This is a genomic window from Saccharopolyspora sp. NPDC050642 (genome assembly GCF_040654735.1).
Lineage (GTDB): Bacteria > Actinomycetota > Actinomycetes > Mycobacteriales > Pseudonocardiaceae > Saccharopolyspora > Saccharopolyspora elongata.
Window position 1 is genome coordinate 192,820 of sequence record NZ_JBFAIN010000002.1, and the last position, 26,802, is coordinate 219,621.

General features: G+C 70.3%; 29 protein-coding genes. 16 read left to right on the top strand and 13 right to left on the bottom strand.

Annotated elements, in window-relative coordinates; genetic code table 11:
* Positions 1–9 precede the first annotated feature (9 nt).
* A complete protein-coding gene (locus tag AB0H93_RS04590) occupies positions 10–1,746 on the top strand; it encodes a serine hydrolase domain-containing protein (RefSeq protein WP_358567360.1) in 1,737 nt (578 codons plus the stop codon).
* Between the two features lie 139 nt (positions 1,747–1,885).
* Here the strand turns inward: AB0H93_RS04590 and AB0H93_RS04595 are convergent, their stop codons facing one another.
* Positions 1,886–2,737, bottom strand: a complete 852-nt coding sequence (locus AB0H93_RS04595; RefSeq protein WP_358567363.1) for an MBL fold metallo-hydrolase — start codon at positions 2,735–2,737, stop codon at positions 1,886–1,888.
* Positions 2,738–2,801: 64 nt separating this feature from the next.
* Between AB0H93_RS04595 and AB0H93_RS04600 the strand changes: the two genes are divergently transcribed.
* Complete coding sequence (locus AB0H93_RS04600; RefSeq protein ID WP_358567366.1) at positions 2,802–3,215, top strand: MarR family transcriptional regulator; 414 nt, start codon at positions 2,802–2,804, stop codon at positions 3,213–3,215.
* Between the two features lie 84 nt (positions 3,216–3,299).
* The gene (locus tag AB0H93_RS04605; RefSeq protein ID WP_358567369.1) at positions 3,300–3,692 is read left to right on the top strand and encodes a PPOX class F420-dependent oxidoreductase; all 393 of its coding nucleotides are present in this window, start codon (positions 3,300–3,302) and stop codon (positions 3,690–3,692) included.
* A gap of 42 nt (positions 3,693–3,734) precedes the next feature.
* On the opposite strand, the gene AB0H93_RS04610 is transcribed toward AB0H93_RS04605, so the two are convergent.
* Complete coding sequence (locus tag AB0H93_RS04610; RefSeq protein WP_358567372.1) at positions 3,735–5,342, bottom strand: cytosine permease; 1,608 nt, start codon at positions 5,340–5,342, stop codon at positions 3,735–3,737.
* A gap of 249 nt (positions 5,343–5,591) precedes the next feature.
* Between AB0H93_RS04610 and AB0H93_RS04615 the strand changes: the two genes are divergently transcribed.
* Positions 5,592–6,512 carry a MurR/RpiR family transcriptional regulator gene (locus AB0H93_RS04615; protein ID WP_132484415.1) on the top strand — a complete coding sequence of 307 codons (921 nt, stop codon included), beginning with the start codon at positions 5,592–5,594 and terminating at the stop codon, positions 6,510–6,512.
* Between the two features lie 55 nt (positions 6,513–6,567).
* A complete protein-coding gene (locus AB0H93_RS04620) occupies positions 6,568–7,482 on the top strand; it encodes an N-acetylmuramic acid 6-phosphate etherase (RefSeq protein ID WP_358567376.1) in 915 nt (304 codons plus the stop codon).
* A 95-nt stretch (positions 7,483–7,577) separates the two neighbouring features.
* Here AB0H93_RS04620 and AB0H93_RS04625 read toward each other — a convergent pair whose 3' ends face one another.
* The 7 genes from AB0H93_RS04625 to AB0H93_RS04655 all read right to left on the bottom strand — a co-directional run bounded on the left by AB0H93_RS04625 (position 7,578) and on the right by AB0H93_RS04655 (position 12,908).
* The gene (locus AB0H93_RS04625; protein ID WP_358567379.1) at positions 7,578–8,096 is read right to left on the bottom strand and encodes a cysteine dioxygenase family protein; all 519 of its coding nucleotides are present in this window, start codon (positions 8,094–8,096) and stop codon (positions 7,578–7,580) included.
* Positions 8,097–8,262: 166 nt separating this feature from the next.
* On the bottom strand, positions 8,263–9,162 hold the full coding sequence (locus AB0H93_RS04630; RefSeq protein WP_358567382.1) for a LysR family transcriptional regulator: 900 nt from the start codon (positions 9,160–9,162) through the stop codon (positions 8,263–8,265).
* A gap of 51 nt (positions 9,163–9,213) precedes the next feature.
* Positions 9,214–9,582: a MerR family transcriptional regulator gene (locus AB0H93_RS04635; RefSeq protein ID WP_358567385.1), complete on the bottom strand. Its 369-nt coding sequence runs from the start codon at positions 9,580–9,582 to the stop codon at positions 9,214–9,216.
* 51 nt (positions 9,583–9,633) lie between these two features.
* On the bottom strand, positions 9,634–9,780 hold the full coding sequence (locus AB0H93_RS04640; RefSeq protein WP_358567388.1) for a hypothetical protein: 147 nt from the start codon (positions 9,778–9,780) through the stop codon (positions 9,634–9,636).
* Entirely contained in the window at positions 9,777–10,958 is a 1,182-nt protein-coding gene (locus AB0H93_RS04645) for an MFS transporter (protein WP_358567391.1), read from the bottom strand. Before AB0H93_RS04645 ends, AB0H93_RS04640 begins: the two co-directional genes overlap by 4 nt.
* A 127-nt stretch (positions 10,959–11,085) precedes the next feature.
* Positions 11,086–12,018, bottom strand: a complete 933-nt coding sequence (locus AB0H93_RS04650; protein ID WP_358567394.1) for a nucleoside hydrolase — start codon at positions 12,016–12,018, stop codon at positions 11,086–11,088.
* Positions 12,019–12,161: 143 nt separating this feature from the next.
* Positions 12,162–12,908 (bottom strand): oxidoreductase, encoded by a 747-nt coding sequence (locus AB0H93_RS04655; protein ID WP_358567397.1) that lies wholly within the window; start codon positions 12,906–12,908, stop codon positions 12,162–12,164.
* Positions 12,909–13,123: 215 nt separating this feature from the next.
* Here AB0H93_RS04655 and acs point away from each other — a divergent pair, with 215 nt between their 5' ends.
* From acs to AB0H93_RS04670, 3 genes are all read left to right on the top strand, one after another.
* On the top strand, positions 13,124–15,106 hold the full coding sequence (gene acs, locus AB0H93_RS04660; protein ID WP_358567400.1) for an acetate--CoA ligase: 1,983 nt from the start codon (positions 13,124–13,126) through the stop codon (positions 15,104–15,106).
* 223 nt (positions 15,107–15,329) lie between these two features.
* On the top strand, positions 15,330–16,559 hold the full coding sequence (gene nhaA, locus AB0H93_RS04665) for a Na+/H+ antiporter NhaA (RefSeq protein ID WP_358567403.1): 1,230 nt from the start codon (positions 15,330–15,332) through the stop codon (positions 16,557–16,559).
* Between the two features lie 161 nt (positions 16,560–16,720).
* Entirely contained in the window at positions 16,721–17,224 is a 504-nt protein-coding gene (locus tag AB0H93_RS04670; protein WP_358568459.1) for a phage holin family protein, read from the top strand.
* A gap of 201 nt (positions 17,225–17,425) precedes the next feature.
* Here AB0H93_RS04670 and AB0H93_RS04675 read toward each other — a convergent pair whose 3' ends face one another.
* The 4 genes from AB0H93_RS04675 to nth form a co-directional block, all read right to left on the bottom strand.
* Positions 17,426–18,610: a MarP family serine protease gene (locus AB0H93_RS04675; protein WP_358567406.1), complete on the bottom strand. Its 1,185-nt coding sequence runs from the start codon at positions 18,608–18,610 to the stop codon at positions 17,426–17,428.
* 107 nt (positions 18,611–18,717) lie between these two features.
* The gene (locus tag AB0H93_RS04680) at positions 18,718–19,428 is read right to left on the bottom strand and encodes a CoA pyrophosphatase (protein WP_358567409.1); all 711 of its coding nucleotides are present in this window, start codon (positions 19,426–19,428) and stop codon (positions 18,718–18,720) included.
* Positions 19,425–20,063 carry a TlpA disulfide reductase family protein gene (locus tag AB0H93_RS04685; RefSeq protein ID WP_358567412.1) on the bottom strand — a complete coding sequence of 213 codons (639 nt, stop codon included), beginning with the start codon at positions 20,061–20,063 and terminating at the stop codon, positions 19,425–19,427. The genes AB0H93_RS04680 and AB0H93_RS04685 overlap by 4 nt, the downstream gene beginning before the upstream one ends.
* Positions 20,060–20,797: an endonuclease III gene (gene nth / locus AB0H93_RS04690; RefSeq protein WP_358568462.1), complete on the bottom strand. Its 738-nt coding sequence runs from the start codon at positions 20,795–20,797 to the stop codon at positions 20,060–20,062. Before nth ends, AB0H93_RS04685 begins: the two co-directional genes overlap by 4 nt.
* Positions 20,798–21,131: 334 nt before the next feature.
* On the opposite strand from nth, the gene AB0H93_RS04695 reads away from it, so the two are divergent.
* The 8 genes from AB0H93_RS04695 (at position 21,132) to AB0H93_RS04730 (ending at position 26,760) form a co-directional block, all read left to right on the top strand.
* A complete protein-coding gene (locus AB0H93_RS04695) occupies positions 21,132–21,386 on the top strand; it encodes a hypothetical protein (protein ID WP_029535541.1) in 255 nt (84 codons plus the stop codon).
* Positions 21,387–21,480: 94 nt separating this feature from the next.
* Positions 21,481–22,155 carry a Crp/Fnr family transcriptional regulator gene (locus AB0H93_RS04700; RefSeq protein ID WP_093267402.1) on the top strand — a complete coding sequence of 225 codons (675 nt, stop codon included), beginning with the start codon at positions 21,481–21,483 and terminating at the stop codon, positions 22,153–22,155.
* Between the two features lie 159 nt (positions 22,156–22,314).
* Positions 22,315–22,614 (top strand): hypothetical protein, encoded by a 300-nt coding sequence (locus tag AB0H93_RS04705; RefSeq protein WP_358567415.1) that lies wholly within the window; start codon positions 22,315–22,317, stop codon positions 22,612–22,614.
* 97 nt (positions 22,615–22,711) lie between these two features.
* Positions 22,712–23,014, top strand: coding sequence for a hypothetical protein (locus AB0H93_RS04710; RefSeq protein WP_358567423.1), 303 nt, complete (start codon positions 22,712–22,714; stop codon positions 23,012–23,014).
* Between the two features lie 407 nt (positions 23,015–23,421).
* Positions 23,422–24,648 (top strand): MFS transporter, encoded by a 1,227-nt coding sequence (locus tag AB0H93_RS04715; protein WP_358568465.1) that lies wholly within the window; start codon positions 23,422–23,424, stop codon positions 24,646–24,648.
* 117 nt (positions 24,649–24,765) lie between these two features.
* Positions 24,766–25,866: a DNA polymerase III subunit beta gene (gene dnaN, locus AB0H93_RS04720; RefSeq protein WP_358567426.1), complete on the top strand. Its 1,101-nt coding sequence runs from the start codon at positions 24,766–24,768 to the stop codon at positions 25,864–25,866.
* Positions 25,867–26,125: 259 nt separating this feature from the next.
* Positions 26,126–26,404: a cyclic nucleotide-binding domain-containing protein gene (locus AB0H93_RS04725; RefSeq protein WP_358567428.1), complete on the top strand. Its 279-nt coding sequence runs from the start codon at positions 26,126–26,128 to the stop codon at positions 26,402–26,404.
* A gap of 35 nt (positions 26,405–26,439) precedes the next feature.
* Complete coding sequence (locus AB0H93_RS04730) at positions 26,440–26,760, top strand: helix-turn-helix domain-containing protein (RefSeq protein ID WP_358567431.1); 321 nt, start codon at positions 26,440–26,442, stop codon at positions 26,758–26,760.
* Positions 26,761–26,802: the final 42 nt, after the last annotated feature.

A 26,802-nucleotide genomic window follows, 5' to 3' on the forward strand; every position in this document is an offset into this window, starting at 1 on the left:
GGGGACGCGATGGGCAAGACCATTCTGGCGGCGGTCGCGCTGCTTTCGGTCACCGCGCTGGCGGGGTCCGCCACGGCGTCGCCCGGCCACGTGTACGGGCACTTCGACCGGCCGCAGGACGGCTTCGCGCCGGCCGGCACCTTGTTGTCCGACGGGAGCCCCGAAGACGTCGGGCTCGATCCCCGTCCGATCGACGCGGCACTGCAGCAGATCGCGGCCTGGACGGACAAGACGCCCGGCCGCGAGCACCCGATGTACGCGGGTGCGGTGAGCCTGCTGGCGCACGAGGGCGTCGTGGTGCGCCGTTCGGTGGCCGGGCACGAGCTGCGCTACGCGGACGGCAACGGCACCGAACTGCCTCCCGAGCAGCGGGAACCGATGCACCGCGACACGATCTTCGACGTCGCGTCGATCAGCAAGCTGTTCACCTCGATCGCGGTGCTGCAGCTGGTCGACGACGGGAGCGTGCAGCTCGACGAGCCGGTGGCCACCTACCTGCCGGAGTTCGGCGTCAACGGCAAGGAATCGATCACGGTCGAGCAGCTGCTCACCCACACCTCCGGCCTGCAGGCCGAGGCCCAGCTGTGGAAACTGCCGCCGGAGCAGCGAATCCCGTCGATCATGCAGCTCACCCCGGAACACCCGCCGGGCACCAACTACACCTACTCCGACCCGAACATGATCACGCTCGGGCTGCTGGTGGCACGCGTCTCGGGCGCCCCGCTGGACCAGGTGGTGGCGGAGCGGATCACCGGGCCGCTGGGCATGACCGACACCGGCTACAACCCGCCCGCCTCCGAGCTGCACCGCATCGCGGCGACGGAGTACGAGGCCGAGCCGCCGCGCGGCATGGTCCGCGGGCAGGTGCACGACGAGAACGCCTGGGCGCTCGGCGGCGTCGCCGGGCAGGCCGGGATCTTCTCCACCGCCGACGACCTCGCGGTGCTGGGGCAGGCGGTGCTCAACGGCGGGACCTACGGCGGCAACCGCATCCTGTCGGAGGAAGGCGTCGAGATGATGCTGACCGACTTCAACGGCGCTTTTCCCGGCAACTCGCACGGCCTGGGCTTCGAGCTGGACCAGCGCTGGTACATGGCCGGGCTCAGCGGGCCGCGGACGGCGGGCCACACCGGCTTCACCGGCACGTCGCTGGTGATCGATCCGACGTCCCGTTCCGTGGCGGTGCTGCTGACCAACCGGGTGCACCCGTCGCGGCAGTGGGGGTCGAACAACGCCGCCCGGCAGGCCTTGGCGCAGGGCATGGCCCGCGCCCTCGGCGTGGCACCGGCGCGGGGCTCGGAGTCGTGGTTCTCCGGGCAGGGCGGGACGTTGACGACGGACGTGCTGGGGCCGGTCAGCGGCCCGACGCAGGTGTCGTTCTTCGCGTTCGTGGACACCCAGCGCGACGGCGACGGCACCGACCCGCTGCTCGTGGAGTCCAGTGTGGACGATGCCGGGTGGCGGCCGGTGCCGCTGCGGGCGTCCGGTCCCGGCGCGCCCGACGAGCCGCAGGATTCGTTGGCCGGGGCCGGGCATCGGAGCTGGTGGAAGGTGCGCGGCATGGTCGACGCGAACGCCGGTCAGCAGCTGCGCCTGCGGTGGCGCTACGCGCCGGACGCGCAGTACACCGGGCGCGGCGTGAACGTGGACGGAGTGCACGTGGCCGACCGCGACGCGACGCTGCTGGACGGCGAGCTCGAGGCCGCGCGGCTCCACCCCGAGGGCTGGCTCTCCACCGGCCGCTGACGCAGGGGTCCGCAATTTCCATTGAAATTGCGGAAGTTGTCCACAGCATCCGGTGTGTCGTGTGCCCGACTCGCCGGAGGTCCGCAATTTCAATGGAAATCGAAGGTCCGATTTCCATTGAAATTGCGGTGGAACCCGGTCATGGGAGTGGGGTCCAGGTGGTGCCGGTGGGTTCGGTGGTGACCCGGCCGAACTGGACGTCCGCGAAGTGGATCCCGAAGCCGATCGTGTTCGGCTCACGGAGCTCGCGCAGCAGGTCCTGGCGCGACCTGACCGCCGCGTCGTGGTCGACGTCCGCCCACACCGGCCAGGTCGGGTTCTCGATCTGCACCGCGCTGTGCAGCGCATCGCCCAGGACGATCAGGCGCCGGCCGCCCGAGGAGATCGTGTACGAGGCATGGCCAGGCGTGTGGCCGAAGGCGGTCCGCACTCGCACGCCCGGGAAGACCTCCTGTCCATCATGGACGGTCTCCACCTGCTCGCCCAGCCGGTCCAGCATCTCCTCCGTGACGTCCGCGGCATGCTGGTCGCGGCGCTCCCACTCGCGCTCGGACAGCAGCACCCGCGCCTTCGGGAACGCTCCGTGGTGCGCCCAGCCGATGTGGTCGGTGTGCAGGTGGGTGATCGCGACGGCTTCGATCTCGTCGGGTTCGCGGCCCAGCGCGGCCAGGTTGTCCAGCAGGTCGCGGCCGTGGATCGCACCGATGGCCGGGTTCGCCGGATCGTCCGGCGAGCCCGCCGGCCCGTAACCCGCGTCGATCAGCATCGCCCGCGAACCGCTCTCGACGAGCAGCCCGCCGATGCTGGCGACCAGCTGCCCGGCCTCGTCGAGGTGCCGTGCGTGTTCGCGCCAATCGGCTTCGGTCGTCCCCGGGAACCAGCCGCGCGGCTTGAGGCCCACGACGCCGTCCGGGACGTAGCTGACGCGCAGGTCACCGAGGTCGATCGAGCGGATTCCGGCCACGGCGTTCCAGCGTTGTGCATCGTTCATGGCACAAGAACTTACAACTTTAACTATTAAAATTGCAACAGTTCTAGCTTGCTAGACTTGCCGCATGGACGAGCCGATGGCCGCACGCGAGCTCTGCAGCCTGATCAGCGAGCTCGCGCACAACATCGACGAGCACGTGCGCGGCTGCGTCGCCGACACCGACCTCACCGCGCCCCAGGCGATCGCGCTGCGCGAGCTGAGCGAGCCGCTGACCATGCGCGAGCTCGCCGACCGGATGCACTGCGCGACGTCGAACGTGACCTTCGTGGTCGACCGGTTGGAGAAGCAGGGCCTGGTCACCCGGCAGCCGCACCCGCGCGACCGCCGCGCCAAGCAGCTCACCCTGACCACCGAAGGCGAGCGGCAGCGGGCGAACATCATCGACCGCTTCTCGGTGAACACCCCGCTGGCCGGGCTCACCCAGGCGGACCAGCAGGCCCTGCACGACCTCCTCCGGCGGGCCCTCGCCGACCGCTAGCGGCGGGCCGCCGTTCGAGTCGCGGGGCGGGTCGCGGGCGGGCAGGGTCGTACCGCAGCCGCAAATCGTTCGGAGGGAGTCGAAGTGTCGGCGATTCCGCAGGACCGCGAGGAAATCCTGAACAAGCGCGCCTTCGCCCACGTGGCCACCATCGGGCCGCACGGCGAACCGCAGTCGAGTCCGGTGTGGATCGACTGGGACGGCCAGTACCTGAAGTTCAGCCAGACCAAGACGCGGCAGAAGTACCGGAACCTCAAGCGGGAGCCGCGCATCGCCATCTCCGTGCACGACCCGGACCAGCCCTATCGGTACGTGGAGGTGCGCGGCAAGGTCGCCAAGATCGAGGACGACCCGGACCGCACGTTCATCAACAAGATGGCGAAGAAGTACCTCGACGAGGACGAGTACCCGTGGCCCCGGCCCGGCGAGGAGCGCGTGGTGGTCTACGTCGAACCGGAGCACTCGACGAAGCAGTGACGGCGGAGGGCGCGATTTCGCGCGGAATCGCGCCCGCCCCGGTCACGTCGGCGGGAGGACGTGGGTGCCGGTCCGGTCCGTGGTCAGGCAGAGGGAGCAGATGATCGTGTCCGGGACCGCGGAGGCCAGCACGTCCGGGCGCTCGAAGGTCTGGTCGCAGACGTCGCAGGTGTAGGCGGTGTCCACCGGGGTGCCGTCGGCGTCGAAACGCGGTTCCGGGATGCCGTCGTCAGTGCGCCGCAGGTAGTAGCGGCCCCGCGTGACCGCCGCCAGCAGCGGTGTCAGCACCGCCGCGATGGCCACCGCCGCGATCGGCGAGTACGGCTGGACCGCCGCGCCGAACGCGCCGAAGTACATCGCGATCGAGAAGCCCGCCGAGGCCAGGAACGCCACCACCCCGACCGGGTTCACCGCGTGCAGCATGCCGCGGCGGAACTCCGGCTCCTTCGGCGACAGCCCCAGCACGTACTTGTTGATCAGGATGTCGGTGGCCACCGTGACCACCCACGCGATCGCGCAGTTCGCGTAGAAGCTGAGCACCGAGTTCAGGAAGGCGAACATGTTCGCCTCCATCAGGACGAGCGCCACCAGCAGGTTCAGCAGCACGAACACGATCCGGCCCGGGTACCGCCTGGTGATCCGGGTGAAGGAGTTGGTCCAGGTCAGCGAGCCGGAGTAGGCGTTGGTGACGTTGATCTTCACCTGGCTGAGCACCACCAGCACCACCGCCAGCGGGATCGCCAGCCAGGCGGGCAGGAACAGCTCGTAGATGCCCATGAACTGCTGCACCGGCTCGGTGGCCGCCGCGCCCGCCACGCCCATGATGAAGAACGCCAGGAAGGCCCCGGTGGCCTGCTTGACCGCGCCGAAGACGACCCAGCCCGGGCCCGCCACCAGCATCGACGCCCACCAGGACCGCTTGTTCTCGGCGGTGCGCGGCGGCATGAAGCGCAGGTAGTCGATCTGTTCGCCGATCTGCGCCATCAGCGACAGCGCCACCCCCGCGCCGAGCATCACCGACGCGGCGTTGAGCCCGCCGCCTGCCGCCCCGCCGAACGCCAGCCACGAACTCACCGAGCCCGGGTCGACGACCACCAGGTAGCCGATCGGGCCGACCATCAGCAGCAGCCACAGCGGCGTCGTCCACACCTGCAGCTTGCTCAGCGCCTTCATCCCGTAGATGACCAGCGGCACCACGACCAGCGTCGTGATCAGGTAGCCGAGCCACGGCGGCACGCCGAGCCCGACTTTCAGGCCCTGCGCCATGATCGCGCCCTCGGTGGCGAAGAAGATGAACGTGAAGCTGCCGAAGATCACGCTGGTCAGTACCGAGCCGTAGTAGCCGAAGCCGGCGCCGCGGGTGATCAGGTCGAGGTCGATGTTGTAGCGCGCGCCGTAGTACGCCAGCGGCAGCCCGGTGACGAAGATGATCACGGCCGCGACCAGGATCGCGACCAGCGCGTTGAGCGTCCCGTAGCCGAGCCCGATGCCCGCGCCGATGGAGAAGTCGGCGAGGTAGGCGATGCCGCCGAGCGCCGTCGTCGCCACCACGCCCGGCTTCCACCGGCGGTAGCTGCGCGGGGCGAACCGGAGGGTGTAGTCCTCCAGCGTCTCCCGCACCGCCTGGTCCTTCGTCTCCGCCGCGACCATCCGCTGCCTCCCGTCGAACGCACGAGCGGAAGGCAGTGTTCGGCATCGATGTTTCGAGCACGGGCGGGGCGCGTTTCCGGATCATGACGCCGGGTGTGAATCGCATCGTCGCAGCGTCGGACCGGGAATTACCCCTTTCGGAGTAGTTGGGTTCCGAGGCAACCTGGGTATGAGATTGCCGCGTCTTCCCCGTGGAAACCCGGAAGAGGCCCATTGACCTGCACAAGAGATGGTTAGTAAGTTTCCCACATGGTCACTGACGACACGTTCCGCGAATCGGGCGAGTCCAGCCCGCTCGTCAAGATTCGCTCCCTGCTGCCCGGCCTGGCGCGGGCGGAGCAGCGCGTGGCCAACATCGTGCTCGCCGACCCCGCGTCGATAGCCCGGCGCAGCATCACCGAGGTCGCCGAGGCCGCGGGCACCAGCGAAACCACCGTCACGCGGTTCTGCAAGGCGATCGGCGTCGGCGGCTACCCGGACCTGCGGATCGCGCTGGCCGCCGACACGGCGCGCACGTCCGTCCGCGACCGCGAGCTGGGCAGCGACATCGCCCCGGACGACGACCTCGGGCAGATCATCGAGAAGGTCGGTTACGCCGACGCGAAGGCGGTCGAGGAGACCGCCGGGCAGCTGGACGCCGCGATCCTGCAACGGCTCGTCGACGACGTCGCCACCGCCCGCCGCATCGACGTCTACGGCGTCGGCGCCAGCGCGTTCGTCGCGCTCGACCTGCAGCAGAAGCTGCACCGCATCGGCCTGACGTGCTTCGCGTGGGCCGACACGCACAACGCGCTGACCTCGGCCGCAGTGCTGCGGGAAGGCGACGTCGCGATCGGCATCTCGCACACCGGCGCCACCAGCGAGACGGTCGAGGCGCTGCGCGAAGCGCGGCGGCGCGGCGCCACCACCGCGGCGCTGACGAACTTCGCCCGCTCGCCCATCACCGAGGTCGCCGACCGCGTGCTGACCACCGCGGTGCGCGAGACCACCTACCGCTCCGGCGCCATGGCCAGCCGCATCGGCCAGCTGACCGTGATCGACTGCCTGTTCATCGGCGTCGCGCAGCGACACCTGGACCAGGCGAAGGCCGCGCTGGAGGCCACTTACGAGGCAGTGGGCGGCCACCGCCTCGACAGCCGCCCGGACCGCCGGCGGCAGAAGGAGACGTGATGCGCGACCCCGACCCGCACCCCGAGCGGGTGCTCCCGCAACTGCCGCAGGAGGCGTGATGAGCCCGGACCGCGCGGTCCGCGTGGACGCTCCCACCGAGCGCAGCAACCCCAGGACCAGGGATATCGACCTGCTGCCGACCCTGGACATCCTGCACGTGCTCAACGGCGAGGACCGGACGGTGCCGGTCGCGGTCGGCCAGGTGCTGCCCGAACTCGCCCGCGCGGTCGACATGGCCGTCGCGGCGCTGCGCGCGGGCGGCCGCGTGCACTACGTCGGCGCGGGCACCTCCGGGCGGCTCGCGGTGCTGGACGCCGCCGAGCTGATCCCGACCTTCAACGTGCCGCCGACCTGGTTCGTCGCGCACCAGGCGGGCGGCCCAGAGGCGTTCCGGCGCGCCGTGGAGAACGCGGAGGACGACGTCGATTCCGGCGCCGCCGCCATCCGGGAGGATGCCAGCGGGCTCGACTTCGTCCTCGGGCTGGCCGCGTCCGGGCGCACCCCGTACGTGCTGGGCGCGTTGGACGCCGCGCGGCAGATCGGGGCGGGAACGGCGCTGGTGACGTCGAACCCGGACGTCGGGCCGGTGCCGGCCGACGTGGTGATCGCGGTGGACACCGGGCCGGAACCGATCAGCGGGTCGACCCGGATGAAGGCGGGCACCGCGCAGAAGCTGGTGCTGACCTCGTTCTCCACCGCGGTGATGATCCGGATGGGCCGCACCTACTCGAACCTGATGGTCAGCATGCTCGCCACGAACGCGAAGCTGCGCGGCCGCACCATTGGGATCCTGCAGGAGGCGACGGGCGCCTCGGAAGAGGTGTGCTCGACGGCGCTCACGGCGGCGGACGGAGACCTCAAGACGGCGTTGGTGCACCTGCTCACCGGCGTCGACATCGAGCGCGCAGCGGCCGCGCTGGCGGTCTCCGACGGCCACGTCCGCGACGCCCTCCGCGCCGTGGAGGACTGACCGGGAGCTCCGTTTCTACTGGTCAGGGCCCGTGTGTACTTTGTGCTGCTATAGCAAAAAAGTACTCACGGGCTTTTAGCAGCGGAAACGGAGCTTCAAGCTGCTGCCATCGGCAGGTCGTAGCTGCGGCGGACGCTGGAGCCGAGGACCGCGATGTTCGCGCCGTAGATGTGGATCGAGATCGCCTTGGACGTCCCCGCGTTGCGCACCAGGTGGATGTCGCCGGGCGGCGCGAAACCGCACACCTCGCCCGGCTGGTTGGTGGCGTGCCCTGCCAGGACCAGGTGGTCGTCGCGGATCTCGTAGCGCTGCTCGTGCTCCACGCCCTCGTAAACGCCGGTGACGCACCACGAGACGTGGTCGTGCACGGGAGTCTGCTGCCCGGGCAACCACACCAGGGCGACGATCGAGAAGCTGCCGTCGGGTTCCACGTGCAGGACGTGCTGCCGGTAGTTGTCGGGATCGCCGATCCGCTGTTCCGGGCGCAACAGGTCCGGCTCGGCCAGGAACGGCCGGAGGGCTTCCTGGACCAGTTCGCCGGTTTCGGCCGCCTCGGCACCCCGCCGCACCTGTTCGCGAATCGCCCCGGCCAGTTCAGTCAGCTGCGAAGTCATGCGAATCACCTTGCCCCGACCGGAATCCGCACGTCGACCACCGAAAACTTGGTGACTCTCAAAGAAGAGCTTATGGCTCAGATGCACCGTTCGACGCGTGGCGTCCAGGCGCCGTCCGAGGTTCCGCCACCCGCGCTACGAGGCGAACTGCGTCTGGGAACAGGCTTCAGCGCATCGCGGTACCGACCCGTTCGAAGGTTTCCAGCATCAGCGCGGTTGCCGGGATTCGGTGGTGGTCGCGCAGCGCGTACGCCGACACCTGTCTGTTCGCCAGCCTCCGCACCCGTCGGCTGATCACCTTCGGGTGCCGCAGGAACGACAGCACCAGGCTGGGCATCAGCGCGATGCCGGTCCCGGCCGCGACCAGGCTCTGCACCGCGAGGTTGTCGTCCGTGGTGAAGGCGATGTCCGGCTCGAAGCCGACCGCGCCGCACTCCTGCACGAAGTGGTCGCGGCAACGCGTGCATCCGGCGATCCAGCGCTCGTCGGCGAGATCGGCCAGTTCGACCGATCTCCGCTTGGCCAGCCGGTGTCCCTTCGGCAGCACCGCGACGACGGGATCGTCCAGCACGGCTACGCCCACCAGGTCGCCGTCCAGCTGCTCCGCCACCCCCGGGTACGTGAAGGCCAGGGCGACGTCGCATTCGCCGCGCCGCAAGGTTTCCATCGAGTCAGGGGGTTCCGCCTCGATGAGCCGGATCCGCAGGTCCGGGTGGTCGCGCGCGATGTGCACGGTCGCGGCGGGCACGATCGTCGCGCTGGCACTCGGGAAAGAGCAGATGCGCAGGTTTCCCACGCGCAGCTGTCGGATCGCCGCGATCTGGTTCTGCGCGGCGTCGAGGTCGCGCAGAACAGATGCGGCGTGGCGGGCCAGCACCTCACCCGCTTCGGTCAACCGCATGGTCCGGCCGGCGCGGGTGAAAAGCGGTGTGCCGACGGTGCGTTCCAGCGCGCGCATCTGCTGGCTCACCGCGGGCTGGCTGTAGCCGAGCCGCCGAGCCGCGCCGGAGTAAGAGCCGGTCTGCACCACCTCGTGGAACATCCGGATGTACCGCGGATCGACCATGCAGAAAATCTCTCACGTTCGCCTGGATCGCGGCACTGCCGATACGGCGCTTCAAGCCGCCCGAACGGCCGAACCGCGCAACTCCCCGAGCTGATCGCGCAGCTGATCACGCACCCGCGTCAAGTCGTCGATCCGCTGCTGGACCAGCGCCAGCCGCTGCTCGAACACGTCGATCTTGGGCGTGCGGTCGGCGCAGGTGTGCACCGGATCGGCCAGGCATCCGTCGATGAGCCGCAGGTCTGCGGAGGTGAGTCCGGCGGCGAGCAGGAGCTGGATGTTCGCCACCACCGTGACCGCGTCCGAGCCGTAAACCCGGTAGCCGTTCGCCGAACGCTCCGGCCGCAGCAAGCCCTGCTCCTCGTAGTAGCGCAACGCCCGCGTCGTGGCGCCGGTGGCGTCGGCCAACTCACCGATCCGCATGCCGCCTCCCCTGGTCCGGATCGACGGTAAACCTTGACGCCAGCATGAAGGTCAAGCCCCCGGTTCCAGCGCGACCACCGGGATGAGCCGCGCTGTCCGCTCCTGGAAGTCGGCGAACTGCACTCCTTCGAACGCTCCGCCGACCTCGCCGCGGTTCGCGCGGAACTCCCGGATCACCTCCCGATTCACGTCGTTCACCGCGACACCTCGACCATCCGCCGGTCACCGGCTGATTCGACCACTGCGATCACCAGGGCCAGCACAGCGAGCACCCCGCCAGCCACCGGAACCATCCACAGTGGAAAGCCGTGCCCGATCAACCGCCCGCCGAACCAGCCCCCGGCGGTGATGCCGAGGTTGAACGCGGAGCTCTGCACGGTGAGCGCGAGCGTTCTGGCCTGTTGCGATGCGACGGCGAGCAGCCTGGTGTTCACCACCGGGATCACCGCGTAGTAAGCGGCACCGAAGGCGAACAACGCCGCGACGGTGAGCGGCTTGTTCGCGGCAACGGACCCCAACAGCAGCAATGCGGCAGCGAGCGAGGCGAGCGCGCCGCAGATCGCCGGCATCAGGGCGCGATCGGCGAGCCTCCCGCCGAGCACGTTGCCCGCGGTGCCACCGATCCCGAAGACCAGCAGCAAGGCGGTGACGGTCATCGGCCCGAAACCGGTGACGTCCGTGAGCATCGGGGTGATGTAGGTGTAGGCGGTGAACGCGGCGGCGGCTCCCAGCGCCGTCATCGCGACCGTGACCTGCACCCTGCGATCACCGAGCACGCGCAGTTCTGCGAGCCGTCCGGCAACGGCCCGCTGCCCGGTCGGCAGCAGCAGCCGCAACAGCGCCGTCGCGGCGAGCGTCAATGCGGCCAATGCCCAGAACATCGCCCGCCAGCCGAGCCACTGGCCAACCGCGGCGCCGATCGGCAACCCGATGACCGTCGCCAAACTGAGCCCCAACGACACTCTCGCCACCGCCGACGCACGCCTTTCTGGTGGCACGAGATCCACGGCGACGCCGAAGAACAGCGGCATCAGCGCGGCATGCGCCAAGGCCGCCAACACCCGGGAACCGACCAGCAACGGGAAGGACGGCGACAACGCCGCGACCACGTTGCCCCCGGCGAACAGCAGCATCAGCGCGAGCACGAGCGGCTTGCGGGCAAGACCTCCGGTCGCCAGCGCGAGCACCGGCCCGCCCACCACGACCGTCAGTGCGAACATGCTGATCAGCATGCCTGCGATCGGCAGCGGGACGCCGACCTCAGCGGCGATCTCCGGCAGCAGGCCCGCAAGCATGATCTCGCCGGTACCGAGGATGAAGGCGCAGCCGGTGAGCACCAGCAGAAGCAGGCCTGGGCGGGGTTCCGTTGCACTCATGGCACCGAGCGTCCGCGTTCACGCCAGGCGTGAAGGTCAACCCGGCGTGAGCAGGACCACTCGCACCATCAGCGTCCCTTGTGAACGAAAGAGGGCGCCGACCTCGACCGGCGCCCTTGCCCGCGAGTCAGTCCGGGAGGCCGGCGGCGACGTTGCGGTAGGCGTCGGCGACCAGGCTCCAGAAGCCCTCGGAGTCGAGGGTCGTGGCGACGTCGGCGTTGTGGACGTCGGCCGGGGCCCGGAAGTCCGTGACCGTCATGCCCGAGGTGAACCGGCCCTGAGTTTCGACGTCGACGCGGGCCGGCACCGTCTCGAACAGCCCCGGGTCGATCACGTAGGCGACCGCGCACGCGTCGTGGATCGCCGGGCCCTCGTCCTGGTAGCTGATGTGGCTGCCGTAGAAGTCCAGGCACGGCGTGATCAGCTCGGACTCCAGCCGGCCGAGCCCGGCGAACCGCGCGCGCACCGCGGCGTTCGCCCGCGCCTGGTAGGTCAGGTCCAACCCGATCATCACCGTCCGCCAGGGCGCGTTGAACGCGACGGCGGCGCCCTCGGGATCGGCGAGGATGTTGAACTCGGCGGCCGGGTTGGTGTTGCCGCGGGTGTAGGAGCCGCCCATGATCACGAACTGCCCGGCCCACTCGGCGATCCGCGGCTCCTTGCGCAGCGCGAGCGCGATGTTGGTGAGCGGCCCGACCGCCACCAGGCTGATCTCGCCGGGCGCGGCGGCCAGGGTGTCGATGATGAAGTCGACGGCGTGCCGGCCGCTCAGCTCCGACTTCGGCTCCGGCAGCACGACGCCGCCGAGACCGGTGTTCCCGTGCACGTCCCCCGCGGTCCGCGGCTCGCGCACCAGCGGCCGCCCGGCGCCGCGCGAGACCGGGGCGTCCATGCCGTAGTAGTCGTGCAGCCGCAGGGCGTTGTCGGTGGTGTGCTCCAGCTCGACGTTGCCGCCGACGGTCGTCACGCCGACCACGTCCAGCTCCGGGCTGCCGTGCGCCAGCGCCAACGCCAGCGCGTCGTCGATGCCCGGATCGCAGTCGATCAAAATCTTCTTCACGCCGTGTCCCTCGCCTCTAGAGGCTGTTGTGGATGTCGTGGGGTTTTGTCTTTGAAGCGGCGCAGCCGCTTAGCCCACCTACGCAACTCGCACCGCCGCGCAAAACGCGTTTGGAGACAGGCTCTCTAGCCCTCGCGGGAAGTTCAGCCTTCCTGGACGGCGTCGGCGATCGACTTCGCCTCGCGCGCCCCGGCCTCCAACGCCTTGCAGCAGTACACGATCCAGGCCGCAACCGCGTCGATCTCGCCGGTGGCGAAGCCGAGGGCCAGCTCGGCGTACTCCTCCTGCCGCCGGAAGTACGCGACCTCGGGAACCACCAGGCCCTTCGGGTCCAACCCGCTGCCGATCACGCTCAGCCGCGCCGCGGCCCGCGCGATCACGCCGTCGGCGGTGCCGAACGGCTGCAGCGCGAGGAGCTCGCCGTGCACGACGGCGGCCAGCACCGGGCCCGGGCCCTGCGCCTCCCGGTCGGTGATGATCTCGGCGAGCAGGTCGAGCCGCTCGGCGATCACCGGGTCGGCCTGCGGGCGGCCGAGCAGGTCCGGGTCGTCGACCAGGTCCGCGGCCGCGAGCACGTGCATCCGGGCCAGCGCCTGCCGCGGCGCGCGCTGCCAGGTGGGCAGCAGCGTGCCCATCGCCTCGGCGATCCGCAGCGAGCCGGCCAGCAGCGGGTCGGTGACCTCGCCGGACTCCGGGATCTCGGCCGCGCCACCAGCGATGGCCGCCGATGCGCGAGCCGCCCGGACCGACGCCTCGGCCGCGGTGGCGGGCCAGCCGCGCCGGTTGGCCGGGTGCCGGTGCACCTCGTCGATCGCCGCGCGGGCGGCGGTCACGGCGTCGGCGACGCCGTCCAGCTCCAGCAGCGGCACCAGCGATGGCTTCTCGTTCACGCCCGACGACGCTACCGGCACGCCATCACCCCTTCGCCCGGTCGCGCTGCGACATGTGACACAGTGACCGCGCTGCCGCCCTGCGTAATGCGGCGATATCGGACCGTATTGCCGGATTGGTCTGAACCATTTGGACGAACCCTCTGTTGCAGTGAGCCCGATCGCATTACGGTTCCCATAGCACTGACATCCCCGCACCAGGGAGGTTCTCGGCAATGACCCAGCCCGACGGGCAGAGCAACACGCTCGACAACCTGCTCACCGAAAGCAGGGCATTCCCGCCGTCCCAGGAATTCGCGGCGCAGGCCAACGCCACGTCGGCGCTGTACGAGGAAGCCTCGGCCGATCGGGAGGCGTTCTGGGCGAAGCAAGCCGAGCGGCTGGCCTGGGACACCAAGTGGGACCAGGTCCTGGACTGGTCGAACGCGCCGTTCGCGAAGTGGTTCGTGGGCGGCAAGCTGAACGTGGCCTACAACTGCGTGGACCGCCACGTCGAGGCGGGCAACGGCGACCGGGTCGCGATCTACTGGGAGGGCGAGCCCGGGGATTCCCGCGAGATCACCTACGCCGAGCTGCAGCGCGAGGTCTCCCGCACCGCCAACGCGCTGGCGGCGCTGGGCGTGGGCGCCGGGGACCGGGTCGCGATCTACCTCCCAATGCTGCCCGAAGCGATCTTCTCGATGCTGGCCTGCGCCCGGCTCGGCGCCATGCACAGCGTGGTCTTCGGCGGGTTCTCCTCGGAGGCGCTGCGCACCCGGATCAACGACGCCGAGGCCAAGGTCGTCATCACCTCCGACGGCCAGTACCGGCGCGGCAAGCCCATGCCGCTGAAGGCCAACGTCGACGAGGCCGTCGCGGAGACCCCCAGCGTCCAGCACGTGCTCGTGGTGCGCCGCACCGGCGGCGAGGTGGCCTGGGACGACTCGCGCGACAAGTGGTGGGACGACGTCGTCGCCGGCCAGCCGGACGTGCACACCCCGGAAGCCTTCGACGCCGAGAACCCGCTGTTCATCCTCTACACCTCGGGCACCACCGGACGCCCCAAGGGCATCCTGCACACCTCCGGCGGCTACCTCACCCAGGTCGCCTACACGCACCACAACGTCTTCGACCTCAAGCCCGAGTCCGACGTGTTCTGGTGCACCGCGGACATCGGCTGGGTCACCGGCCACAGCTACATCGTCTACGGCCCGCTGGCCAACGGGGCCACGCAGGTCGTCTACGAGGGCACCCCCAACGCGCCGCACGAGGGCCGGCACTGGGAGGTCGTGCAGAAGTACGGGGTGACGATCTACTACACCGCCCCGACGACCATCCGCACCTTCATGAAGTGGGGCGCGGAGATCCCCGCCAAGTACGACCTGTCCTCCCTGCGCCTGCTGGGGTCGGTCGGCGAGCCGATCAACCCCGAGGCCTGGATCTGGTACCGCAAGAACATCGGCGGCGACCGCACGCCGATCGTGGACACCTGGTGGCAGACCGAGACCGGCGCGATCATGATCTCGCCGCTGCCCGGCGTCACCGCCGCCAAGCCCGGCTCCGCGCAGCAGCCGCTGCCCGGCATCTCGGCCAAGGTCGTCGACGAGACCGGCACCCAGGTCGGCAACGGCGGCGGCGGGCTGCTGGTCCTCGACGAGCCGTGGCCGTCGATGCTGCGCGGCATCTGGGGCGACGACGAGCGCTACCGCGACACCTACTGGTCGAAGTTCGCCGACCTGGGCTTCTACTTCGCCGGTGACGGCGCCAAGTACGACGACGACGGCGACATCTGGCTGCTGGGCCGGGTGGACGACGTCATGAACGTCTCCGGGCACCGCATCTCCACCACCGAGGTCGAGTCCGCCCTGGTGTCGCACCCCAACGTCGCCGAGGCCGCCGTGGTCGGGGCCTCCGACCCCACCACCGGCCAGGGCATCGTCGCGTTCGTGATCCTGCGCGGCGGCACCGACGACACCGCCAGCGGCGAGGCCGCGCTCAAGGAGCTGCGCGAGCACGTCTCCCACGAGATCGGCCCGATCGCCAAGCCCCGCCAGATCATGGTCGTGCCCGAGCTGCCCAAGACGCGCTCCGGCAAGATCATGCGGCGGCTACTGCGCGACGTCGCGGAGAACCGCGAGGTCGGCGACGTCACCACGCTCGCCGACTCGTCCGTCATGTCGCTGATCTCCAAGGGCCTGAACAAGTCCAGCGACGACTGACCGGCACGTCCGACACGCCAGGGGCGCCCTCCCGCACGGAGGGCGCCCCTGTTGCGTCCGCGACCTCTCTGATTCGCACACGGCGCTTTGACCTGGGAGGACGCCTTCCCGATCTTGTTTGCGCCGACAATCACACGCGCTGCGGATGTTAGGATTCCAGCAAAGGTGTGCCGGGAAGACTGGTCGGCGTCGCAGTTCGTGCTATCCGCGATCGGAGCCGCCAGTGTCGAAAGCCGCCCGCAACCAGTCCCAGCCCGCCAAGTCGGCTCGAACCTTCGACTTCGGCTCCTACCTGCGGACCGAAACCGTCGGCGGCGTGGTCCTGCTGGCCGCGACCGCCCTCGCGCTGCTGCTGGCGAACTCCCCCGCGGCCGGGATCTACCACGCGGTCCGCGACTTCGAGATCGGGCCGCAGTTCCTGCACCTGGGCCTGTCCGTCGGCGACTGGGCCAAGGACGGCCTGCTCGCGATCTTCTTCTTCGTCGCCGGGCTGGAGCTCAAGCGCGAGCTCGTGGTCGGCGAGCTCTCCAACGTCAAGAACGCGCTGCTGCCCGTGATCGCCGCGATCGGCGGCATGATCGTGCCCGCAGCGCTCGCCTTCGCGATCGGCCACGGCGCGCCCGGCGCGCACGCCGCGTGGGCGATCCCGGTCGCGACCGACATCGCCTTCGCCCTGGGCGTGCTGTCGCTGACCGGCTCCTGGATGCCCACCGCGGCGCGGGTGTTCCTGCTCAGCCTCGCCGTCGTCGACGACCTCGGCGCGATCGTCGTGATCGCCGTGCTGTTCACCGACGGGCTCAGCGTGCTCGCGCTGCTCGCGGCGGTCGTGCTCTGCGTCGTCTACTGGTACCTGCAGCGCAAGCGGGTCACCACGCCGTGGCTGTACGTGCCGCTGGCCGTGGCCACCTGGATCGCGGTGCACACCAGCGGCATCCACGCGACGATCGCCGGCGTGGCGCTCGGGCTGCTCACCCGCGTCCGGCGCGACCCGCACGAGCCGGCTTCGCCGGCGATGCGCCTGGAGCACCGGCTCCAGCCCTGGTCGGCCGGGCTGATCGTGCCGGTGTTCGCGTTCTTCGCCGCGGGCGTGCCCGTGGACGGCGAGGCGCTGGCGGCGATCCGCGAGGACCGGGTCGCGATCGCGGTGATCGTCGGCCTGGTGGTCGGCAAGCTGATCGGCATCTTCGGCAGCTCCTTCCTCGCGGTCAAGCTGGGCATCGGCGCGAAGCCGGAATCGGTGCAGTGGCGCGACATGGCGGCGCTGGCGATGCTCGGCGGCGTCGGCTTCACGGTCAGCCTGCTGATCGCCGACCTGTCGCTGACCGGCGCGGCGGCGGAGCGGGCCAAGGCCGCGGTGCTGATCGCCTCCGCCATCGCATCGCTGCTAGCAGCGGCGGTGCTGCTGCGCCGCGGCCGCAAGATCAAGAACGGCGACGGCGCCGACGACGCCTGAACTCCACGTCCAGCCCCGGGAGACCGCAGTTTCAATTGAAACTGCGGGCCCGAGGCCCGGCACGAGGTTTCCATTGAAACTGCGGGACGCCTGGCCCGGCGGGTCACTCGCGGGTAACGCACCGCGAGTCGCCCGGTGGCGTGCTGATCGCGCGTGGCACGATGGGGCACGTGAACAGCGCCCAGAAGAGCACCAACGGCAGCCGTGACGGTGCGGGGTGGACCGCGGTCACGTCCATCCCGCTGTCCGAAGAGGGCACTGCTCCCGACGGGCAGTCCATCGGCGCGTTGGTACGCGATGCCACGACGCACCTGTCCACACTGGTCAGGTCCGAGGTCGAGCTGGCCAAGACCGAGCTCGCCGGCGAGATGAAGAAGGCCGTCAAGGGCAGCGTCTACTTCGTCCTCGCGCTGACCGTGCTCGGCTTCAGCCTGTTCTTCCTGTTCTTCACGCTGGCCGAGGGGCTGGCCCAGCTCGGCCTGTGGCGCTGGGCGGCCTTCGGCATCGTGTTCCTGGTGATGCTGCTGGTCGCGGGCCTGCTGGCGCTGCTCGGCTACATGCGGGTGCGCAAGATCCGGGCGCCGAAGCGCACCATCGAAACGCTCAAGGACACCTCGAAGATCGCCAAGCGCCAGCACACCGAGGAATCCCCGGCCGCATCCTGACGCTCCCGCTGGTCACCGGGCCACGCGCCCGTTGATCAGCTGTCGAGGCGGTTCGCGAGGCTCCATGCGTCGTGGCGGCGAAGCCCCTTGGCGCGCCGTTTTCGCGCGAGAACGACGCCCAGCGCGCTTCCCGGCGCGGCCTCTTCAGCGCCTCCGAAGTACTCACCGCCCAGTGCCTGCAAGACCTCCCGCTCGCGCGGGTCAGCTGGTGCAGGGGCCGGTGTCGACCTCCGCGGTCAGATTCGGGGCCGCCGCGACCTCGTCCGCCACTTCCTTCGCCGTGAGCGCGAAGCCCGTTTCCGGGTCGTCCACCGCCGCTCCGAAGACCACGCCCACGACCTTGCCGGACGGGTCGATCAGCGGCCCGCCGGAGTTCCCGCTCTGCACCCGGCCTCGCACCGTGTACACGTCGCGGACCACGGTGTTCGCGTCGTAGATGTCCGGGCCGCGCAGCCTGATCTGCTCCCGTATGCGGCCCGCCGACGCCGTGTAGGGCCCGTCCAGCGGATAGCCCAGGGCGATCACGTCGTTGCCCGGGCTGGCCGGTCCCGGCACGAAGGTCATCGCGTCCGCGTCCAGGTCCGGCACCGCCAGGATCGCGACGTCCACGTCCGGCTTGTAGAGCACGACCTCCGCGTCGAACTCGCCGCGACCGATCTCGATCGCCACCCGGTCGGTACCCGCGACCACGTGCGCGTTCGTCATCACCCGGTGCGGCGAGATCACGAAGCCGGTGCCCTCCAGCGCCCGCGCGCAGGACGTGGCCCGGCCCCGGACCTTCACCACGCTGGTCCGCGCGTTGCGCACCGCCTGGCTGTTGGCCAGCGCCATGTCCGGCGGCGCGATCTCCGCGACCGGGGTCTCCGAGAAGGGCTCCAGCGCCTGCGGGAAACCGGACACCCCGAGCATTTCGCGCAGGTCGTCCGGCAGCGCCTTGGCCGAGGCGGGCATCACCGAGTTCACCGCGGTCAGCACCTTCGACCGGCTTATCGCGGCCGCGAGGCCGGGCAGCGCCGACGCCGACGTGAACGGCAGCGCGATCAGCCACGCCACCACGAGCACCGCGACGAACTGCAGGACCGCGCCGAGCGCGTTGTCCACGCCGGTCAGCTTCGGGGAGGTGATCCGGTCCCGCAGTTCCCGGCCGGCCCACATGCCGAAGGTCTCGCCGAAGGCGACCAGCAGCACCACGATTCCGACGCCGAAGGCGAGGCGGGCGACCGGGCTGTCCAGGCGGTCCAGGATCAGCGGCGCCACCTTGAGGCCCACCACCGCGCCGATGAACACGCCCAGGAACGAGAACAGCGCGGTGACCAGGCCGCTGCGGGCCCCCGACACCGCGGCGAGCAGCGCCAGCAGCACCACCAGCAGGTCGACCCAGTTCACCCGCTCACCTCAATCTCGCCGACGATCGGCGGCGCACCACGGTCCCACAACCCGTCCTCGAAGCGGTCCCGCGCGTGCTGGAAGACGAGAACAGGTTCTCAAACCGTTCACGAACGCCCGAAGCCGATGTCCTCGGCCTCCTCCGCGGCCCGCCACGCCTCGTCGAGTTCTCGCACGTCGGCGCGGTTCCAGCGACGCGACCAGCCGGCCAGGTCCAGCAGCCCCGACAGCAGGCCGCCGGTGAAACCCCACACCAGCATCCCGGGCACCAGGAACGCCGGGCTCGCGTGCCGACCGGTCAGCTCCACCCGCAGCCGGTTCGCCGGATCGGTGAGCCAGGAGATCGGCACCCTGGCCACCGCCGCCGTCTCGCCGGGATCCACCGGCGAGACCGGGGACGGCTCGGCCCAGTGCGCCAGCACCGGGGTCACCCGGAAGCCGCTGTGCGCCACGTGCAGTTCCGGCAGCGTCGCCACCGGGCGGACGCCCTCCGGCCGCAACCCCACCTCCTCGACGGCTTCCCGCAGCGCGGCGTCGACCGGCCCACGATCGACATCGTCGAGCGAGCCACCCGGGAAAGCAACCTGGCCGGGATGCGAGCTCAGCCCGTCGGCGCGGCGCAGCAGCAGCACGTCCGGGCCGTCGGTGCCCTCACCGAAGAGCACCAGCACCGCGGCCGGGCGGGCCTCCGCCGGCGGGTTCTCGCGCGGCCAGCCGAAGTGCCCCGGATCGAGGTCGGCGGACCGCTCGACCAGGCCGCGCAGCCAGTCGGGCAGCTCCGCCGGGTCGACCAGCGGGCCCGTTCGCGGCGGGTTCACCGGGCGCTCCCCAAGGTCCGGTCGACGGCGGCTCGGATCTCCTCCGGGCTCTTGAACGCGACCGGCGGATCGATGCGGCGCACCTCGCCGGAGGCGGTCACCACGTAGCTGATCGGCAGCACGTTCGGCGCCTTCAGCGCGGCCCTGATGCGGTTGTCCCCGTCATGCACGTTGGGGAAGTGAACGCCCAGCTGGGTCAGAAGGTCAAGACCGTCCGCCGGATCGCTCTGCACCTGGACGCCGAGCACCCGGATCGCGCCCGGCTGCTCGGCGTAGGCCTGCAGCGCGGGCAGCTCGGTGCGGCACGGCGCGCACCAGGTCGCCCAGAGGTTGATCAGCGTCGGTCCACCGGCGACGGCGGAGCCCGCGTCGGCGGGCCGCCCGTCGGCCAGGCAGCTGCCGGTGATCCCGGCCAGCTCCGCCGGGCCGCCTTCGGCCGCCGGGCAGGGCTGAAGCGCCGCCGCCGCTCGCTGCGCGGGGTCGATGGCGCGGGCCGCCGGCGGCGGAGCGGGCGCGGCGGTCTGCTCCTGCTGCTGGTCGGCGTCGCGCGGCCAGAGCGCGATCACGCCGACCACGGCGAGCACGAGCACCACGATCGTCCAGCGGATCTCGTTGCCGTAGGCGCGCAGGTTCACGCCACCGGCTCCTTCGCCGTGGCCTGTTCGACGGTGCTCTCCGGGACCTCGTCGACGACCCCGGCCAGCGCCAGCAGCCGCGGCGTCTCCGGGCCGCGGACCAGCTTCGCCGCCGGGGCGGGTTCGGTCGGGCCCAGCCCGTACGACGGGCAGTCCTTGGCCAGCAGGCAGGCGCCGCAGGCGGGCTTGCGGGCGTGGCAGACGCGGCGGCCGTGGAAGATCACCCGGTGCGAGAGCATCGTCCACTCCTTGCGCGGGATCAGCTCGCCGATGGCGTGCTCGACCTTGACCGGGTCCTCCTCCTCGGTCCAGCCCCAGCGCCGGACCAGCCGCCCGAAGTGGGTGTCCACCGTGATGCCCGGGACGTCGAAGGCGTTGCCGAGGATCACGTTGGCCGTCTTCCGGCCGATGCCCGGCAGCTTGACCAGCTGGTCCAGCTTCCGCGGCACCTCGCCGTCGTACTTCTCCACCAGCGCCGCGCCCAGGCCCATCAGCGACGCGGCCTTGTTCCGGTAGAAGCCGGTGGAGCGGATCATCTCCTCGAGCTCGGTGCGGTCGGCCCCCGCGTAGGCGGCGGCCGTCGGGTAACGCCGGAACAGGGCCGGGGTGACCTCGTTGACCCGCTTGTCGGTGCACTGGGCGGACAGGATCGTGGCGACCGCCAGTTCCAGGGGCGTCTCGAAGTCCAGCTCGCAGTGCGCGTCCGGATACGCCTCGGCCAGCGCCCGCAGCATCCGGCGGGCTCGCCGGACCAGCCCCAGCCGGGTCTCACCGCCCGAGCCGGCGGCGGCACTCTTGCGCTTGTTCCGAGCCAGGTCTGACACCCCACCAGACTACGGATCCGATCGCCTCGACCAACCGGCCGCACCGGCGCGGCTCCCGGCCACCAGGGCGTGTCGGACGCAGGGGGTCTTGCGCAGCCGGATAGGCTGCGCTGCGACACGGTCCGGGCACCCCACCGGACCATGGGCACCGACCGTCACCAAAGGTGGTCGGATCGTCACGCTCGCCGGGAACCCGACCCCGGTTGCACCCGCCCCGAAGGTATGAGCGAGGATTTAACTCATGATGGCTGCCTGGTTCGTCATCGTCGTGCCGCTCGTGATCATGTTCTTCACCCTCTTCATGGAGCGCGTGGAGGCTCGCCTGCGGCACGTGGCGGTGCAGGAGAACGAGGTGGAGGAGCTGCTGGAGAACGCTCGCCCCGACGAGGTGCGGGCGCTGTTCCGGCAAGGTATTGGACGCGCGCTGGAGTTGTTCCAGCTTCGCAGGGTGGGACGCGCCGGTAGGCTGCGTACTCGCCGTTCCCGCGACCAGTCTTAGAATTTACTGGTAGTGATCGGCGGCACACCGCTAGATTCGCACTCGCGGGTCCGGCACCACAGACAGCCGCCGCGTCTCAACATGGAGGGACGAGGTGGACGAGACACTGGCCCGGGCCGGCATCTTCCAGGGCGTTGAGCCGGCCGCGGCAGAGGCACTGGCCCAGTCGCTGGAACCGGTCGAGTTCCCGCGAGGACACGTGATCTTCGCCGAGGGCGAGCCGGGTGACCGGCTCTACATCATTCAGTCCGGCAAGGTGAAGCTCGGACGCAAGTCGCCGGACGGCAGGGAGAACCTGCTGGCGATCATGGGCCCGTCGGACATGTTCGGCGAGCTGTCCATCTTCGATCCGGGGCCGCGCACCTCGACGGCGACCACGGTCACCGAGGTCCGCGCGCTGAGCATGGACCGGACGGCGCTGCGGCAGTGGATCGCCACTCGCCCGGAGATCGCCGAGCAGCTGCTGCGCGTGGTCGCTCGCAGGCTGCGCCGGACCAACGGCATGCTGGCCGACCTCATCTTCACCGACGTGCCGGGCCGGGTCGCCAAGGCGCTGCTGCAGCTCGCGCAGCGGTTCGGCAGCCAGGAGGCCGGCCTGCTGCGGGTCACCCACGACCTGACGCAGGAAGAGATCGCGCAGTACGTCGGCGCATCGCGGGAGACCGTGAACAAGGCGCTGGCTGACTTCGCGCACCGCGGTTGGCTGCGGCTCGAGGGCAAGAGCGTGCTCATCCTCGACCCGGAGCGGTTGGCCCGCCGCGCCCGCTGACACCAGCGACGCCGCGAACTGACGCGCGTCGGCCGACGGGTCCGGGGTTCGTTCCCGGGCTCCTCAGTCGACGCGCGTTTTTTTCGTGTCCGAAAGACAACCCACCAGTCACCTGCCCCGTGTAAACCTTGATCGGTTGACCGACAGGCTGGGGGCGACATGCACTGGATCGGCTACGTCGGGGCGGCGATGCTGCTGCTCCTCGTCATCGCGATCATCTGGGACCGGATCAAGCGCCGGCCTTCGCGGCGCCGCGCGCGCATGCAGCGCAACCGCAACTACGCCGCGCGGCGGCGGCTCAGCTCGACGAGCAGCAGCGGCACCATCGATTCCGGCACCACCTGGCACCACCACCACGGCGACTCGGGCTGGGGGCACGACTCGGGTGGCGGCTGGGACTCCGGCGGCGGCAGCGACTCCGGTGGGGGTGGCGACTCCGGCGGCGGCGGGGGCGACTGAGATTCCTTCACTTTTCGTGTCCGGGTCGCAACCCTGAGCTGGCGACGCGCGTCCAACCTGGGACCGAGGACCGGACCGAGCTGAGGGGATCGAACAGGTGGAACCGGCCTTAATCCAAGCATTGGTCCTGGTTGCCGTGGTCGCGGGCGCCGGGCTGGTCATGGCGGCGATCATCGCCTCCACGTCCAAGGACGACGGGCGTCGTCGTTCTGGCGCGACCGTGAGCTCCGCGACCTACATCGACTCGAGCAGCGATTACGGCAGCAGCGACAGCGGGAGCAGTGACGGCGGGAGCGGCTTCGGCGACAGCGGCGGCGGCTTCAGCGGCGGCGACAGCGGGGGCGGCGGCTTCAGCGGCGGTGGCGACGCCGGCGGGGGCGGTGGTGGCGGCGGGTTCTGACGCCCGCGCCTGCTCTTGGTGCATGTGAAGGGGCTGGGCGCCGCCCCCGACGCGGCGCTCCAGCCCCTTCACATGTGCGTGGTTCGTCCCCCGACGACCAACCACGCTCCCCCGATCCTCCGATGCGTCGGCCCCGAATCCTTGGCACCAGAGGAAAGCTCTCTTGTCGAAGATGCTGGACGGCCGGCGCCACCAGCAACCCCTCTCACCTTCCAGGACGCAGCCACCCTCAGCCCGGTTGCAGAGTTCACCCGGATTGCGTAGCCGCTCTTTTATGAGTGTGCCCTGTTTCGGCGCCGAGCGAACCGGGTAGAAGGTCCTTTTCCGGCGCGCGTGAGGCGGATTACCCGAAACCGAGTTGGTACTGTCGTACCACAATTGGAATACTGGTTCGCGTGTCCCAATCCATGTCCCTCACCGACTACCGCACCGCCCTGACCGCCCCCGGCGCCCGCGGGCCCGTCATCACCTCGCTGCTCGGCCGCCTGCCGATCGCGATGGTGGGCCTCGCCCTGATGCTCTACGTGCAGCGCCAGACCGGGTCGTTCGCGGCGGCCGGACTGGTGTCGGCGGGCGCGCTGATCGGCGTCGCCTGCGGCTCGGTCGCGCAGGGCCGGGTGATGGACCGGGTGGGACCGACCATCCCGCTGTACGTGATGTCCGGCGTGTTCGCGACGCTGGTGGCCGTCGAGGTGGTGGCCATCGAGCTGCACGCCCCGGTCGCGCTGATGACCGCGCTGGCGTTCCTGGTCGGGATCAGCGAGCCGATGGTGGGCCCGGCGTCGCGGGCGCTGTGGGGGCGGCTGCTGCCGGCCGGCCCGGCGCGGGACGCCGCCTACTCGTACGAGGCGATCAGCATGGAGGTCTTCTTCATCCTCGGCCCGGGCCTGGCCGGACTCATGGTCGCGATGCCGTGGCCGGGGACCGGGGTCGTCGTCGGCGCCACGTGCATGGTCATCGGCAGCGTCGGCTTCGCCTCCACCCGCGCCGCGCGCAGCCACCACCCGGAGCCCATGCCCAGCGGCGGCGGCAGCCTGCTCGGGGCGATCGCCAGCCCCGGAATGCGGACCGTGGCGCTGGCCGCGCTGGGCTTCGGCATGCTGATCGGTTTCATCGAGGTCGGGGTGCCCGCGGCCGCGGTGGAAGCGGGGCACCCGACGGCCGGCGGCCTGCTGCTGAGCCTGCTGTCGGTCAGCTCGGTGATCGTCGGCGTCGCCTACGGACTGCGGCCCTGGCCGCGGCCGATGCACCTGCGACTGCCCGCGCTGCTGTTCGGCTTCGCCGTGCTGCTGACGCTGCTGGCCGTGCCGTCGACGCTGTGGGGCCTGTGCCTGGCGCTGCTGGTGGCCGGCAGCCTGATCACGCCGCAGTCCACCGCGCACTCGGTGGCGATCGAGATCGCGGCGCCGGCGGGCACCGCCACCGAAGCGTTCGGCTGGGTGGTCACCTCGGTGACGCTGGGCGCCGCCATCGGCCAGTCGATCAGCGGGCAGCTGGTCGAGATCAGCGGCCCGGCTGCGTCGTTCCTGACCGCGAGCGCGGTCGGCGTCGTCGCCGCCGCGGTCCTCTGGCTGCGCCGCGGCACCCTGGTCCCCGCCACGTCCCGCGCCGACCTCTCCCTCGCCGCCAAGTAACCGTTCTGCCTGGTCAGGGCTCTTGGAGTGCTATGGCGCTCCAAACCACTCACGAGCCATCACCTGCGGAAACGTCGTGCGGCTCGGGCTGTCGGTGCTGGTGGCTAGCTTGCGCGCATGGACCTCGACGTCACCTCGGCGACCCGGACGCTTGCGTACGCCGCCAACGATCTTGTTCGTCTGCTGCGTGGCCGGGTGCTCGACCCGGTGCTCAGCGGCATCGTGCTCGAAGCCAACGCACACGGCTTCGTGCTCGCGGGCACCGACCGGGAACGCAGCATGCGGTTGAGCCGCGGCGCGCGGACGCACGCCGAAGGCCGTGTGCTCGTGCCCGGCCGTCCCTTCGCCGAGACGCTGCGCAACATCGACAGCCCTGAGGTGCGGCTCGTCGTCGAGGGCCGCAAGCTCGCGCTGCGCACGCCGAACGCGCGCTTCGCGCTCCCGCTCCTCGACCTGCCGTCCCACCCCGGCATCCGCGAGGCCCCGCCGCGCGTCGGCGCGCTCGACATCGACGTCCTGCCGCTGGCCGCTGTCGCGGCGTCCACCGCGTCGCGCGACGACGCGCTCCCCGTGTTCACCGGCGTGCACGTCAAGCAGCTCGGTGAGCGGTTGGTGTTCGTCGGGACCGACCGGTTCCGGATGGCGGTGGCGAGCGTGCCGTGGGAATCCGAGGTGGCCGAGCTCGACGTGCTGATCCCGGCGAACCTGTTCGCCGAGATCGCCAAGCAGGCCGACGACGCAAAGGTCGTGCTGCACGCCGACGCGGACCGGGTCGGCATGAGCTGGCCGACGACCGAAGTCAGCAGCACCGTGCTGGACGCGCCGTTCCCGAGCGAGGCGCGCCACCTCGCCGACGCCTTCGACGGCACCGTCGACGTCGCGGCCGCCGACCTCGCCGGGGCCGTGCGCCGGGTGACGCCGTTCGCCGGGGCGCAGGGCACGCTGCTGCTGGAGGTCGGCGACGCCGAGGTGCGCGTGCGCGCGGCCGACCAGCAGTTCGGCGACGCCGAGGAGGCGGTCAAGGCCACCACCAGCGGCGATCGCATCACCACCGCCTACCAGCCCCGATACCTCTCCGATGCGCTGCAGGCGTTCGGCGCGCAGACCATCCGCATCGGCCTTCGCGCGGGCAACCGCCGTTCGACGGTGATCACCGGGGCGGAGCCGGACCCGTCCGGCGCCGAACTGCACTACGTGCTGATGCCCAAGCGGACCTGACGGTCAGGGTGTTGTTGATCTCGCTGCGTAACCATCGTGATCACTCGGACAGCGGTGACGGGGAACTCCGCGCCATATCAGGATGGGAAGGCGTCAAGGCTGGGCGTCCGCGCATCAAGCCACGACCGCTGCACTGGGGACTAAACCGATCCACTCCGGGGGAGGAGGGACGGTCGACACCGACCGGCCGCCTGTGGCAGAGACTTCGTCATGGCCCGAAGGGACCCTGCTCGGAAAGCTAGATCCGAAGAGCCGAGCCGTGCTGCTGGGACTGGGCTCGAAGAAGATTTACCAAGCCGGCGAGACACTTCTGGGGCAAGGCGTGCAGGCGTCGCACGTAGTAGTGCTGCTTCACGGTATGGCCAAGGTGACGGCCATCCGGGAAAATGGAATCGAAATCCTGCTGGCCTTACGCTTCGGCGGTGATCTCGTCGGCGAGATGGGCGTGCTGGAGAAGCGGGAGCGTTCCGCGACAGTGACGGCCTGTTGCCGCACCGTGGGGCGGTGGATCGAGTCCGCGGAACTGGAGCGTTCCTGAACCAACATCCCAGGGTCTCGATCCAGATCACACGAATGATCAGCGAGCGGCTCCGGTGGGCGAATGAACGTCGCCTCGATTTCGCCGCACATGATGCGAAAACCCGAGTGGTGCGGGTACTTGTGCAGATCGCCGAGACTTACGGCCACTACTACCGAAGCGCCGAACCACGCGAAGTTCCGCTGAGGCAGGAGGACCTCGCAGCGCTCGCCGGCGCGAGCCTGCGGATCACGCAGTCCACCCTGCAGGAGCTGGAACGCCTAAACGCGGTCCAACGCGGTTACCGCAAAGTACTGATCACGAACTCCGGTCGACTACATAAAGTCGCGAAGGAACTTAGCCAGAACCCGCAGTAGCGCGGAATGTTCATTCTTTCGCCGTAGCACAGTTCCCTTCCT

Excerpts from the sequence above, each read along its gene's own strand:
- AB0H93_RS04590 (WP_358567360.1), top strand. The coding sequence starts at position 10 with ATGGGCAAGACCATTCTGGCGGCGGTCGCGCTGCTTTCGGTCACCGCG.
- AB0H93_RS04595 (WP_358567363.1), bottom strand. The coding sequence starts at position 2,737 with ATGAACGATGCACAACGCTGGAACGCCGTGGCCGGAATCCGCTCGATC.
- AB0H93_RS04600 (WP_358567366.1), top strand. The coding sequence starts at position 2,802 with ATGGACGAGCCGATGGCCGCACGCGAGCTCTGCAGCCTGATCAGCGAG.
- AB0H93_RS04610 (WP_358567372.1), bottom strand. The coding sequence starts at position 5,342 with ATGGTCGCGGCGGAGACGAAGGACCAGGCGGTGCGGGAGACGCTGGAG.
- AB0H93_RS04615 (WP_132484415.1), top strand. The coding sequence starts at position 5,592 with ATGGTCACTGACGACACGTTCCGCGAATCGGGCGAGTCCAGCCCGCTC.
- AB0H93_RS04625 (WP_358567379.1), bottom strand. The coding sequence starts at position 8,096 with ATGACTTCGCAGCTGACTGAACTGGCCGGGGCGATTCGCGAACAGGTG.
- AB0H93_RS04630 (WP_358567382.1), bottom strand. The coding sequence starts at position 9,162 with ATGGTCGATCCGCGGTACATCCGGATGTTCCACGAGGTGGTGCAGACC.
- AB0H93_RS04635 (WP_358567385.1), bottom strand. The coding sequence starts at position 9,582 with ATGCGGATCGGTGAGTTGGCCGACGCCACCGGCGCCACGACGCGGGCG.
- AB0H93_RS04645 (WP_358567391.1), bottom strand. The coding sequence starts at position 10,958 with ATGAGTGCAACGGAACCCCGCCCAGGCCTGCTTCTGCTGGTGCTCACC.
- acs (WP_358567400.1), top strand. The coding sequence starts at position 13,124 with ATGACCCAGCCCGACGGGCAGAGCAACACGCTCGACAACCTGCTCACC.
- AB0H93_RS04670 (WP_358568459.1), top strand. The coding sequence starts at position 16,721 with ATGGGGCACGTGAACAGCGCCCAGAAGAGCACCAACGGCAGCCGTGAC.
- nth (WP_358568462.1), bottom strand. The coding sequence starts at position 20,797 with ATGCTGCGGGCGCTGGCCGAGGCGTATCCGGACGCGCACTGCGAGCTG.
- AB0H93_RS04695 (WP_029535541.1), top strand. The coding sequence starts at position 21,132 with ATGGCTGCCTGGTTCGTCATCGTCGTGCCGCTCGTGATCATGTTCTTC.
- AB0H93_RS04705 (WP_358567415.1), top strand. The coding sequence starts at position 22,315 with ATGCACTGGATCGGCTACGTCGGGGCGGCGATGCTGCTGCTCCTCGTC.
- AB0H93_RS04715 (WP_358568465.1), top strand. The coding sequence starts at position 23,422 with ATGTCCCTCACCGACTACCGCACCGCCCTGACCGCCCCCGGCGCCCGC.
- dnaN (WP_358567426.1), top strand. The coding sequence starts at position 24,766 with ATGGACCTCGACGTCACCTCGGCGACCCGGACGCTTGCGTACGCCGCC.
- AB0H93_RS04730 (WP_358567431.1), top strand. The coding sequence starts at position 26,440 with ATGATCAGCGAGCGGCTCCGGTGGGCGAATGAACGTCGCCTCGATTTC.